The organism is Dyadobacter fanqingshengii (genome assembly GCF_023822005.2).
Lineage (GTDB): Bacteria > Bacteroidota > Bacteroidia > Cytophagales > Spirosomataceae > Dyadobacter > Dyadobacter fanqingshengii.
On sequence record NZ_CP098806.1, the window covers coordinates 1,882,442 to 1,896,240 of the forward strand.

Annotated in this window: 6 protein-coding genes; all 6 read right to left on the reverse strand. The window is 47.6% G+C overall.

Features of this window, described 5'->3' with window-relative positions; all coding sequences use genetic code 11:
- Positions 1 to 6 precede the first annotated feature (6 nt).
- Genes NFI81_RS07655 through NFI81_RS07680 form a run of 6 tightly spaced genes read right to left on the reverse strand, consistent with a single transcriptional unit; the run spans position 7 to position 13,795 of the window.
- Positions 7 to 837 (reverse strand): sensor histidine kinase, encoded by an 831-nt coding sequence (locus tag NFI81_RS07655; protein ID WP_234613106.1) that lies wholly within the window; start codon positions 835 to 837, stop codon positions 7 to 9.
- Positions 838 to 873: 36 nt separating this feature from the next.
- A complete protein-coding gene (locus NFI81_RS07660) occupies positions 874 to 4,587 on the reverse strand; it encodes a sensor histidine kinase (protein ID WP_234613105.1) in 3,714 nt (1,237 codons plus the stop codon).
- Entirely contained in the window at positions 4,562 to 7,405 is a 2,844-nt protein-coding gene (locus tag NFI81_RS07665; protein WP_234613104.1) for an MFS transporter, read from the reverse strand. The genes NFI81_RS07660 and NFI81_RS07665 overlap by 26 nt, the downstream gene beginning before the upstream one ends.
- A 3-nt stretch (positions 7,406 to 7,408) precedes the next feature.
- Complete coding sequence (locus NFI81_RS07670) at positions 7,409 to 7,960, reverse strand: GNAT family N-acetyltransferase (protein WP_234613103.1); 552 nt, start codon at positions 7,958 to 7,960, stop codon at positions 7,409 to 7,411.
- A gap of 38 nt (positions 7,961 to 7,998) precedes the next feature.
- Positions 7,999 to 10,626, reverse strand: a complete 2,628-nt coding sequence (locus NFI81_RS07675; protein WP_234613102.1) for a TonB-dependent receptor plug domain-containing protein — start codon at positions 10,624 to 10,626, stop codon at positions 7,999 to 8,001.
- Between the two features lies 1 nt (position 10,627).
- Positions 10,628 to 13,795 carry a WD40 repeat domain-containing protein gene (locus NFI81_RS07680; RefSeq protein ID WP_234613101.1) on the reverse strand — a complete coding sequence of 1,056 codons (3,168 nt, stop codon included), beginning with the start codon at positions 13,793 to 13,795 and terminating at the stop codon, positions 10,628 to 10,630.
- Positions 13,796 to 13,799: the final 4 nt, after the last annotated feature.

Genomic DNA, 13,799 nt, shown 5'->3' on the forward strand with positions numbered 1-13,799 from the left:
AATTTTTCAGCCAGGAACCACAATCCTGAATTCCGTTTTCTGACCCAGAACAGAAGTCACATCAATGCTTCCCTTATGCGTGTCCGTCACGCTGGTATAGGTAAGCGAAAGTCCGAGCCCGGTCCCTTTCCCTTGTGGTTTTGTTGTAAAAAATGGCTGAAAAAGCTTCGCGACAATGTCTTCCGGAATGCCTATTCCATTGTCACAGATCTTAATTTCCACTTCCTGGTCAACTCGGTGCGTTGTGACTTCAATGACTGGCTCGTATCCTTCCGGCTGCCGTTTAACCTTTTCATTGACGGCATAGCAAGCATTATTCACCAGATTCACGATCACCCGCCCGAATTCGCCCTTCGCCAGCTTCACATTCCCCACCTGCGGGTCCAGGTTATATTTGAGCGTGACGTTGAATGCGCTATCATCCGCACGCACACCCTGGTAAGCGAGCTTGCTGTATTCTTCCAGCAGTTGGTTCAGGTCCGTGGGTTCAAGGACGGCCGCGTCGGAGCGGGCCTGTGCGAGCATGCCCTGAATGATCCGTTCTATGCGTTTCCCGTTTTCGTTGATCTTGAGAAGGTTTTGGGAAAGTGTTTCCAGCAAGTCCTTCTCGTCGGCAAGGTCCGCGTCGTTCATGGCAGACAGTGGTTTCTGGCAAATGTCCAGGATTTCGCCTACCAATCCCTGCGACAGGCGGGAGAAGTTATTGACAAAACTCACCGGATTTTTGATCTCATGTAAAATTCCGGCGCTGAGTTGCCCTATCTCGGCGAGCCTGTTGAGCTCAATGATTTTCTGCTGATAAAGTTCAATGTCGTGTTCCGTTGTTCCGGCTCCCATAGTCCTGGTTATTTAAAATTTGCAGCATTTAGCGTGTTAAGCGACCACCGGGAGGAAAATTTCTATCTCGGTAAACACTCCTTCCAATGAATTTACCGACATGCGCCCTTTGTGATATTCAATAATGTCCTTACTCATATACAAGCCTAGCCCCGTTCCTTTTGACGTAGGTTTTGTTGTAAAAAATGGGTTGAAAAGCTGCTCCTGCTCCTTGGCAGGGATGCCTTTGCCATTGTCCCGAATGATAATGCAGACACCGCCTGCAATCAGTTTGGAAGAAATCAAAACTTGCGGCTGAAATGTTTTATCAATCCTGGCCTTTTCCAGCAGCGCATAACACGCATTACTGATGACATTGATGATTACCTGCGCAAACTCGTATGGCAACAGGCTCACTTTAACCGGATTGTCATATAAAGCCATTTCCAGCTTTACGGAGGCGTCTTTATACTCGTTCAATGCTTCCTGAATGGCTGACTTTGCCTTCGCTTCCAGGAATGGATTGAGTTCGGTTACCATAAAATCGGTTGATTTCCCTTTCAACAACTTCTGCATATCCTTCACAATACGCGTCGTGCTGTTGCCGTGTTCGTAAATCTTTTCCAGATTTTTTTGAAGCATTGAAAAACCGCTATCCAGGTCATCTTTTTCATCTTCCGACAATCCATCCTGGTGTTTATCAGTGACTTCTGTTATTTCTTTCAGCAGTTTCCCTGAGGATTGCGAGAAGTTATTGATGTAATTCAACGGATTCAAAATCCTGTCGACAATTCCTTTGGTCAGGCTGCCCACCGATGCCAGCCGCTCCTGACGAATGAGTTCTTCCTGCGTCGATTTCAGGTTGGACAGTGTGTTTTCAAGATTTTCAAGAATATTGGTTTTAATGTATGCGCCGATCAAATGCTCTTTCAGGTTTTTGACCACATTAAAATCCCGCTCCGAAAATGCGTTCTCACGGTCTGTGTTTTCTAATGTAATGTAGCTTTTCACATCGCCATCCACCCGGATCAGGATTGTGATCAGCGACTTAGGTGAGAAAAGTTCGTCTATCGAATCATCCACATTCTGGCTGCGGAAGTCATTTTTCAGGAAAATGTCTTCGAGAATTTCTTCCCCCTCTTCTACATATCGCTGCTCGGCTTGCTTTGATGTGAGCCTGATATCGTCCACCTTCGCATTTTCCACGGCACCCGCAAGCGCGATAAACTGGTAGTTGTCAGCAGCTTTGTTATAAATCAATGCGGATGCGCCGTTCACATTCTGGAATTCACAGAGTTTGTTTAAAACCAGCTGAAAAAGTCGCCCGGTGTTCACTTCGCCGTTGATCGATTTTACAAATTCATCGATCCGTTCCAATTGATCATTCGTCGCCGACAATTCTTCTGACTGCAATTCCAGCTCTTCTTTCTGATTAACCACTTCCTCCGTACGTTCGCGGATCCTTGTTTCCAATTCTTCCTTCTCTCTCAAAATTCTCCTTAACCGCCACCGAACCGCGTAATAACTTAATGACCCAAACAAAACCAGGTAAAGCGCGATCATATACCACTGCCGGAACCACGGAACGCGGATCTTGAATGCAAGGGAAGTCGCCTTTGAAACATGGTTGTAAACATCCTTTGCCCGCACTTTGAATGTGTATGTTCCGGATGGCAAACCGCTGTATTCTTTCCGCGTCAACGGACTCCAGTCTGACCAGTCTTTATCATAATTTTCAAGAATATACTGATAATCAACCTCCTGATTACTATGATAACTGGGCAACGCAAATTCGAAGATCAGGTTGTTCTGGCGGTGGCTAAGCGTTTTTGTGATCTCGCCATCCTGGGCATATTCCAGCAAACTATCCTGCGTTGCAACGCTTCTGAGCAACACCGGATATTCGTAAATGTATTGATCACGAACACCCATATCGAGCCGGTAAAGTCCCTGGTCCCCGCCGAGCCATGCATTGCCATTTTCATCCGGAAATATGATCTGAAACGGAACATCGGCGATGGGCATTAATGGTGTTTCTACCAGCTCGAATCCGCCCGAAGGCTTCTTTTTGAAGAATGAAGCAGATTTTTTATCCCCGCGCGTTGTCCAAACATTGCCCTTACTATCTCCCCGAACGCGGTCGAACCACGTTTTTTCTGTATTCAACCATTTTGCACGCGCGAAACGGTCGGATTGCGGTTGATACTCGTAAAGCCCGTCTTTATTAGAAACCATTAAGTTGTCTTCATACAAAGCCAGCTTATTATATAATGGGCTTGAAATGCCTTGCGCAGCCGAAAAACGTTTGACATTACCGGATTTGCCGTCCAATTTAATTATGCCATTAGAAAGCGTTTCAAGCCAGAAAGTCTCAGCGGGAAATTCCGTTACGCCAACAATTTGTTCGTTTACCGCCTTCACCCGTTCCGACCGCCATCCATTTCCCGTCTGGCTTAGTTTGATCAAGCCGTCCTGCATACCCACAAACAATTCATTAGCAGACTTTGAAGCTGTGACGCTTAATGAAAAATTGGAGGATATTTTGTCAATCCCTGCGCCTTTGCTCCATTGAAAAAGTCCTTTATTAGAAGCAATGTATAGCGAGCCGTTTGCTTCATCAAAGCCCAGAACGCTTCCCGAAAAGCCTTCAATATGAACGATCTTATTGTTTTCAATATAATACAAGCCATACAATGTGCCTATCACAATGCGCCCCTGAAAGCGCCTGATCGAGGTTACTGAACCTTTCAGGCCATCTTCGTTACCAAAAACCGAAACAGGTGAAGGCAAATCAAAACGCGCGATACCGTTATTGAGCGCGAGCCAGAGATTATGTTCCCGATCCTTGAACATGGCTGTAACCTGGCTTTCTTCCAAGTCTGCACCCGTATAAACCGGATATTGCACATTCCCATCCGAATCAGTCACCAGCATCCCGCCCGTAGCCATGCTGATGGCAACCGTCCCGTCTTGTAATTTGCTTGCATAAGTGGCCTGGTTACGGATCAGAACAGGATTTGCATTTCCTTCAAGGACTTCAATCCGGTTATTTTTCAGTTTAAAAATCCCCTGACTTGTGGTGATCAAAAGCGCAGATCCGTCGCCTAGCTGCACTACGGAAGTCAGATCCAGCAAAACGGGAACATTGTCATTTTGCTCAATTTTAGAGATCTGGCGGCCGTTAACCAGCATCATTCCCCTGTTTTTTGCATAGACAAGCATTTCATTCCTGAGGGCAAAAGCTGCCTGGATTTTCAGGTTGTGTTTAAATGGTGCTACCTTCAATCCATCCCAATAAAAATTGATCTGATCTGTTATGAACCAGGCGCCGGCCTTTGTAGGAATGATCTGAATCACCTGAGTAAATTTCTCTTTCAGCTTGCCCGAAAGATCTACAAATTGCTGAACACCAAACCTGTCATTTCCCAGGTAACCAAATTCCCCGTTCGCCCCCACAAGCACACGGCCTTTGGCATCAGTCGCCAGGGCCGACACGCGGGTAACATTTGTAGTTTGGATCGTTTTCCATAAAACGCCGTCATATTCCAGCACGCCCGCAAAATTGGCAAAATACATCACACCCGACTTATCCTGCGCTATCGCAAAATTCTGGTCATGGGCACGATATTCTGATGACTGGTAAAAGCCAGACAATGGCCTTCCCACCTCCGGCTTTGCCGCATTGATCTGCTGTGCCCGGAGCTCTGTTGCGCCGGTCAGCAAAATCAGAATGACCAATAAATTACTAAGCCTCAACGCTTTCCACCACATTTTGCCTGATATTAAGATCTTTTAAAAGGAAATTTTCAATGATATAGAACTCCGTGTCTTCCAGCGCATTGGGAATCATTGCAACGCCCATGTCGATCAGTTCGGCCACGTTCCGAATGTTACCTGCTTCCAGCGCTCCGATTTTTGAAAAATACAATTTTCCATATGTTACCAGGATAGAAACGTCGCCGTCACCCAGGTGCTTCCGCAGGTCGATCACCTCGCCGGCTTTCTCCTGAAAATAGGCTGACGTAAGCAAGATTTTTTGCAACTCGCCACTCAGCAAACCACCCAGGGCATACGTTTCCCGCAGGCGCCTGAGCTTGGAAATGAGCAGGTCTTCCTCGGTGGCAAGCCAATCGAGCGGCTTCACGATTTCCAAGTGAAAAGCATCATTATTCCGCGTCATCACGTCCATCAAAGTGCGGAAACGCGTTGGATTGACAATCCTGAGGACGTAAAATGCGGTTTGGGAAATCACTTTGGAACGGGAGACGGCATTGGCAACCAAGACCGGCGTGACCACATCCGCGCTGAAATGGCGCAATTCCTGAATCGCAACGGCCTTCGTCCAACGTGAAATCCGGGTGTAATCTCTGTTGATAATGTCGATCAAGCGTTCGTCAACCGAGAGCGAAGTCAACGGATAAATCTCCGCATAACGCCGCCGCATTTCGTCCAGCGAATAGCTGTCCAGGTACGGCAGAACTTTGTTTTTAATGTTTTCAGGCAGTAAGAGGTCGCAAATTTCGGTCAGATAATCCCTTGCATCCGTCGACTGATCGCTCTTCAGTAATGTTACGGCGTGAAATCTGGAACCATAAACGGCTTCCAGCACAATAAACGCCTTTCGCATAATGCGCAGTTTTTCCCTCTCTACATTCAGCATCAGCTGGCTGTCCGACTCATAGGCGTCCGAAAGATCGTGCTGCGCGGAGAGCAGCCAGGCGAAGGTTTTCAAATGCTCATCCAGCTCATTCAGCATGAAGGTTTGCTCCGTGCTGTTGCAAGTGTAACGCAAGTTGCGCAAGGCCTCCATGACCTTGTCTTTTACAAAACGGTTTGGGTTTTCAAGATTTCTGCGCAAAAAACGGATCGCTTCCGGGCCGCCGATCTGTTCTACGATTTTGAGCAAATGCAGCTGCCGGTAACGGTTATCATTGTTGCTTAAAAATGATTTCTCAATGTATTTCAGCAGTGGCGGGCCTGATTTTACCAGCGCCTCAAAAGCCACTGAAAAATAGCGGTCCGTTTCCATTTGTTCCATCAAAAACGGCCATAGCTCTGCCCTTTTCAATTCTCCTGCGGTGTAAATGGCCGCCTCACGCACCCGTTTATTCTGATCCTGCAAAAGCGGGATCAGATATTTGTAAGCTAAAAATCTGCTCGCGACACCAAGTCCCAGCGCCGCTTCGATCCGATCTGCTTCTTTTGGCGAAAAAATCTGGTGCGTGAGTTGCTCAAAAGGCTTGTGCGAAATGTTCTGAGCGGGCCTATATGAAGCGCTCTTCTTCGATTTTTCCGGAAACTGGAAAACCTTGTCACGGACCATTTTCTTATACGAATTTTCACCCAAAAATGCCGCAAATGCCCAGCAGACCGCCACGACGAGAAACAAAATGGCTAGCTGCAATGCGTCCATCCGAGAAATGTTGACCAGCCCAAATAGCAAAACACCCGCTGCCAATCCGCCCATCGCCTTAGCCCGACCTTCGATCCTTCCCTGGACATTTAACCTGAACCGTGCCTGGATAGGCTGATATAAAACCTGGTAGGCTGGCTCTGCAATGGCTTTCCTGACCGCACTCATGAAAAACCGAGAAAGCGCAATGCAGGCGAAGAAAATCGCCGCGGTGTCGTAGCTCAAACCATAAACCACCGAGACGGCAAAACTGAAAACGAGGCTTAACGGAAGTATCAGAATGCCCAGTTTCAGGCCATATTTGTTAATGAGCTTGTTGTACAGGAACGTCTTGATAAAAAATTCAAGAATAGCGCTGATACCAAAGAAAACGCCCAGAAAACTGGCGAGCGATTCTTTATTGGGAAACACTGCGCGCGACTCGGTGAAGAAAATATATTCTACATAAAATAATGCAAAAACGGGCAGCAGCGCCAGCAGAAAGATATTTCTGTAATATTTGGAATCAACAGCCTCAGCAACCACATTGTCGGAAACCTTATTTTTGACCTCGATCCGCGTATGTTCGGTTGTCACGTATCGCTTGTGTATTTGTTTTAACAAAACAGCGCAAACGATCAGAAAACCAACGGCAATGATTAAAAGCGAATCGATCGGCAATATCTTGACCAGTCCCGGAACCGCGAGATACATAATCACAGACGAGAAAACTTCTCCGCTGTTGATGAGGGAGGATAATCTTTTGGACTGCTGAAAATTGAAAAGCTTCACAACGATCGCCCAGAATGTGACGCCATTGACCAAAACAAAAATCCGGTTCCAGATAAAAAGGAAGAAAAACACCCATTTGCTGCCTGTTAAATGATAGGCAACGAGAAAAAAAGCAATTGAGACGATCAGGAATAGCAATGCATTTTCCGCCAGCTTATCAAATGCAATGCGTTTTTGAATGCGCGTCAAGCCAAGCCCGAGCAGATAAACGAACACGCCGCCGACCACGTAGACCTGCGGCAGCATTAACCGGTCGAAACTGACCAGAAAGGATGAAGCCACCACCGTGTAGAACAATGCAGTTGCGCCGCCCATAAAAAAGGAATAGGCCATCAGCAGGCTTACGAGGCCTTCCTCGTCCTTTCTGATGTTGAGCATCCGCGATATGTCCTTGATTTTTTTCACAAATTATTTCTCTAAGTCCTTGATCATAAAATAGATCTGACGTTCGGGCATCTGGTATAACGGCCTGATTTTCCCCAAATACAAAAACCCAAGATCTTCCAATGGTTTGATGCGGGAAGCGACGGGCTGGGCAATGATCATTTTGATGCCGTGCGTCGCTGCAAAATTGATCCGCGCTTCGTCCAGCAATGTGGAAAATCCATTTCCACGATATCCCGGGGCAACCACCAACCTGTTCAAAGATGCATAAGGGCCATTTCCAAAACCTTCCAGGATCGAGCCGTCAAAAAGATCGGCGTGCGGAATGGAGCTGTAATCGTGATGAAAACTCATGCGGGCAGCAGCCACAATTTCTTTGTTATGCAGGATTACCCAATGATGCGCCAGCAGATCTTCGTCGTCCAGCCAGGCTTTGTGGGAGAAAAAATCCTGGCTTATCCCCTGCTCATCCTTCCAGGCCAACACCCGGAGCGCCCCCATTTCATCCAGCCGTTCGGGATAGTCCAGCTTCATGAGCAGAAACTCCGAATTTCTGATTTCAAACCTTGTTTCCATTAAGCGAGGGGGGTTTATATACACCGATTCCATTTCAGTTATTTCCTGTTTGTATCAAAAAGAAGTCCGATGGAGTACACGCGCCCTTCCTGCGGGTAACGCGATGCGGACGTGACGCCCTCGGCCGCACGGATGCCAGGCACAAAATATGCATGGTTAAGCACATTGGACACCTGCACCTGTAAACTCAACGCATTCAAAATATTATGGTAGGTGAATGTTGAATTAAGCAGATAAATCGCGTCAAACCTGGTGATCGGGTTGCTGCTGCCAGACGTTCCGATGCCTGACTTGCGCGCGCTGACATAATTATTGGTGATGCTAATGCTCAGGTTTTTAACCGGCTCATACACAGCCCCTAGATTGGCAGACCAGGGCGCGATGTCGCTTACCGGAATTTTCTGGCCTTCCACTTTGCTGAGATCGCGCGGTTTGCTGTAAGTAAAATTACCCCAGACATTCAGGTTCTTCACGTCATATCTGGCCTCCGACTGGATGCCCATAATGCGCTGCTTACCCAATGCCTGAAATTGTTGGGTAGCAACGCCAGCCGGGGTTGTGGCCGCCGCGAGACCCACTGCATTGCTATAATTAGCAATGTAACCCGCCACATTGAACGACATGGCTTTGCTAAACCGGACCGAAACGCTGCCTTCCACATTTTTCACGCGTTCGGGCTGCAAAGTGGGGTTATTAAGCTGTCGCTCGCGGTTCGTGGCATATTTTTGAAGATAAGAAGCATCCTTAAAAGCCTCAGTATAAATGCCTTTGAATACAAATTTCCCTTTTGAATAAATCAAGCTCAACCGCGGATTGAACACGAAACCATAACCGCCATTGGAACGGATCTGATTATGATCCAATCGAGAACCGAGCACCATTTTCATGCTTTCCGTCCAGTTGTAAGTGGCTTGTGTGAATATGCCAATGTCGAAAACCCTGAAATTATCGCCGCCCGCCAGCGTGGAATCCGGGCGACCCGTCTCGTCTGCATTTTCTGTCTGGGCTGTGATGTAATTGGCCTGGATAATGCTGTTCCGGATTTCAATGCCGCTGTTAATGTCGAGCTTGGGCAATGGCGTGAGCAACACGCGGAACTCGTTACGCAACTGGTTGGAAACGCGATACCAGTAAGGGATTGAGTAAGTTGGCTTGCGCTCGTTCAGCAGGTCGATAATGCCGTAACTTCCATTGAAATAACCGCGATAAGTGGGCAAGTTGGTCGCTCCATTCAGCTCGTGAAGCCGATAGGAAGTCAGGTTCATGATCTGGACCTTTTCCGAGATAAATTTATTGTAGGTCAATGAAAACGCCTTGTTATTGGCCACCCAGCGTGAGAGTTCGGGCGTTACAATCCGCGAACGATTGGTATACCAGGGCGTTGCGCCTTCATCCGTTTTCCAGCTCATGAGCGAGATCATGAAATCCTTGAACTCGATTTTGGCACGGATGTAAAAGTTTTTGGAATCATCGTTGAAACCAACCTGACTCCCGTTCACATTGGCCTGGAATAAATTCACATTATCCAACTGAGCAGCCTTTGCTTTTCCTGCATTGGTAAGACTCAGCGCATTAGCAGCACCACTTGCATCGTAGCCAATTTGATATAAATCATTGTTTGGAAAAAGCGTTGTGAGTTTGTTGTTGGTAATGTATGTCTGTGCTGCTGTGCCGTTAACATTTTGTTGCGCAGGATAATTTTCTGCTGTTCTGGGGTCATAGTTCCATTCCGGATATTTGCTGTAATCCAGCTCATTGGACGAGAAATAGCGGGATGTAACAGACACCGCAACGTCCTTCGTCCGAACTGTCACGACGCCATCCACGAGTTTTGTATTCAATGATCCATAGCGAACCTGACCATTTGCAGAGACGACCATTTTCTTGCCCTCCGGCATCTCGCGATCCAGGAACCGCTTGGTAATGAGATTAATAACCCCCATAAAAGCATTGGCGCCATACATGGTGGAGGCAGGACCGTAGATCACTTCTACGCGCTCGATATCGGATAGCGAATATTGTCTGGAAATGGGAATGTTGTCTGAATTCAAATCGTTTTCCTCCACGCCGTCCACCAGCAGAATGGTGCGGTCGTTGGAAGTGGAGCGGTAACCGCGCTGATAAAATGTCACATAGGAAGGCCCATTCCCCCGGATCACATCAAAGCCGGGAATGTCATTCAGCATTTGGGTCAGGTCTTTATAACCCCTTTTTACAATGTCTGTTTGGGTCAAAACGGTCACCGTCGCAGGAACTTGGAGCAGGTTTTCAGCTTTTTTGGAAACGGAAGTGATCTGGATAATGCGGTCCATCAGGTCGCGCTGCTGGGCAACCAGATCTTTGAACTGAGGCAATGCGGAAAACTCCGGCTCGTAATTTTGATTGGCTACCAATAAATTTCGAACTGCAATAGCGGCCTGCGGCAACGAGTCGAGCGCGAGGTAAGTTAATGCAATAATCTTGTAAGCCTGCACCTGCGCGTTGGGCGAAAACTTGGTTTTCAGGCAAGGGTTCAAGGTCTGAAAAACCTCGTCAAAATTGCCCGTGCGGTATTTTCTGTCCGCCTCGGGAATGATCACGGACGCGTCGCAGTCCTCCTGCGCAAATGCGTCCGTGCCCGCGCTAGCGAGGGTTAGGATGATCAATATTTGTAAAATTCTTTTCATACTATCTGATGTTCCGGGACAGTTTTTCGTAAGGAATATCCTTTCCGATGTATTGGTCCCACTCTTCCTCGGTCAGTTCTCGCTTTACTTTTTTGGAAACTTCGGCAAATAAATCGGCTGAGTTAATGTCCCAGATCCGGACAGTTTTGTCCGCTCCCGCAGCCAGTAATTTATTGCCGTCACGCGTGAATTGAATATCCATCACCCAGTAATCAAAATCGCTCAATAACACCGGCTGTTGTTTTGAAATATCCTCTTTTGCATTCCAAACGCGGATTTTCCAGTCATAGCAAGCCGTTGCAATGCGGCTTCCGTCTGGTGCGAATGCAATGCTCGTAATGCCCGATGTGTGTGTTCCCTGCGTGCCGTTCAGTGAGTTTGGAACGGGCTCATTATTGTTCATTCGTACATTATAAAGCATTCCCGAGCTCGTGCCCAAGTACAGATGTTTCTGATCCGGCGTGAATGCCATAGAGATCAGTCTGCCGCGCAGGTTTGGCAGGGTAAATTCCGTGGGTTTTGTATCCAGCTTCGTAAGATCAATGCGCATTAATTTGCCAGTTCCGGTTGCCAGAAACATAAAACGGCCGTCCGCCAGTATTTCGACCGATGCGATCTCGGTGCCGAGATTCGCATTTTTCAGGACTTCCAGTTTCTTGTCACTCACGTCCCAAAGCCTTATCTGGCCCGAGGAACTGACCGAGACCAAATGCGGCTTGTTGTTTATGTTTTTAACCGCCATGGCAAACACGATTCCGTCATGCCCAATGATGGTTTTGGCTGGCGGCGTGCCGGGCGTAAAATTGTCCCAGCGTACGATCTGGCCATTGGAAGAACCTGTAAAAAATGTCTTTCCATCTGGCATAAAAGCCACGGACCGAATGCTTTTGAACGTCTGCTTTGGATTGCGGAACAAAACCGGTTTGACCGCAGGCGTGAGATAATTCCAGAGACTCACCACGCCATCGTCGCCCGCAGTAGCAAAAAGCGAATTGCCGGCTTGCGGCTCGGCAACTACGCGTACAATGTCGTTATGCGCGATCAATGTTGCCTTGGCCCCCGCGGCTTTGGACAGTGCATTGAAAATATCCGGGTTTTCCCGTTCCCCGCCATTTTTTATATTAAAATCATAAGCTTTTAGTGCCAGTAATGCAGTCAGCTCATCGCCCGCAGGCATTTGAAAGGACTGGATCGCGATGAAACGCGCCACTGCTTTGGAGCGCTGTTTCAATGCATCATTTCTGGAACTTTCCGCTTCTTTCTGAGCCGATTGTGCATACACTTTCTGGCGGTCCGATTCCCTTTGCGCGCTTACCGCATATTCTTTTTGGATTTCTGTTTGTTTTTGAGATTCTACCGCCGCTTTTCTTGCATTATCAGCCTGAATCTTCTGTTCCTCAGCAATTTGTTTGGCGATTTTCGCAGCAATGCTTTCTTTCACTGCCTTTTCCTGTTCCCTTACCGCAATGCCTTTTTGCTCTTCGGTTAATGTCTTTTGCAGCTCGGCAAATGTGCCTTGTTGTTCTGCGATTTTCTTTTGTGAAATGGCTTCACGCGTCTGATCCTCAGCACGTTTCCGTTCTTCCAATGCCAGACTTTCTTTTTCCAATGCCGTTTTCTCACTCTGCTGCGCCTGGGTACGCAACACCAGCGCGACGATCAGGAATAATAATGAAACCAATGAGCTGATTCCCAGCACGGAAGCGAATATTCTTGCTTTGCGCAGCTCGCGTTTCTGACGATCTTCTTTTTGCCTTACTTCAAGCTCGTATTGTTTTTTACTATAATCTAAATAATTTGTTGCACGCTCAAAAAACGGGTCGTAACGCTGCGCCCATTCCAATGTTGGCTCGCTTTCTTTCAGCCATTTAAGCCCTAGTTGCAATTCAGGATTAACCCAAAGTCCGGTGCGTCCTTCCTGATAAAGCGAGGCCGAGTAACTGAGTTGTTTGTAAAGTTTTGCGGATTCGAGTTCTTCCTCAATCCACTTCCTGCATCGCTCCCAGAAAGTGAGCACTTTTTCAACGGAAACATCAATAATAGAGTCGTGATCGATTTTTACGCCCGGTTTCGGTGTTAAAATGGAAACGCCGTTTTCCCTGAAAACCATGATTACATCGATCAGCAGATAATCGGGGATGCCTGTGATCTGAATAATTTCGCGCAAAACAGTCGGGTGCAACGATGATGTGTCGCTAGGGCCCAGGACAATGAGTGATTTGAAAAGTTTGGCTGCCGCATTCCGTCTTTTTTCATCCAGCCGCTGCGTGTAAATCTCCTCCGCGTGCATCGTGATCGACTCCTGCATGGTGCCAATCGCTTCATAGTCAGCCCGGGAAACAGGTGAAGAAAATGGTTTGGTTGATTTCCAGCGATCCCAGGTGCGCATTAACGCGTGTTGCAGAATCGGCAGGAAATCAGGATTTTCAGCAAGCTCTTTCAACAATCCGGCAACGAGTTCGGGCTCAATGCTAGCGCCTGCGGATTCGACGGGACCGACAATGACCTGCTTCACTTCCTCCGCGTTCATTTTGGGAAGGAGATAATAACCCCTGTTGATGACCTCGGTCAACCCGTTAAACTCCGTGCAATGGTCTAGATAATCCGAACGCATGGTGATGACAGCGTGCACGGGAAGCTCGCGCTGGTTGATGAGCGTCAGGAGCAGTTTTACGAAGGTGTTAGTCCTTTCTTTGCCCGCAAAGTCTTCTGAAAGTTCATAGCGGAACAGCTCTTCAAACTGGTCTATAACCAGCAGAATTTTCTGACCCCGTGCAGCTGAAAGCAATGACAATGCTACTTTAGTATCGTTGATAAGCTCTTTTTCAAGCGACAACGGATCGCGACTATCCCAGATCGGATCGTCCTCCCGCAGCGCCGCTTTCACCGCATCCACAAAATTGCGGACCGGATTTCCACCCGGCCGGAAAATGATCACTTTCCAGCGGTTTGCCGCGTCGCCTTCTTCCAATGAAGGAATAAGCCCGGCCTTAATCAACGAAGATTTACCACTTCCCGAGGAGCCGATCAACGCAAGAAAGCGCCCATCCAGGAGTTTGTTTTTCAACTCCCGGATGTGCGCGTCCCTGCCGAAGAACAGTGCATGATCTTCATAATCATAACTCCTGAGGCCCGGAAATGGATTGGAAACAGTAGAATTTTCAACCATATAT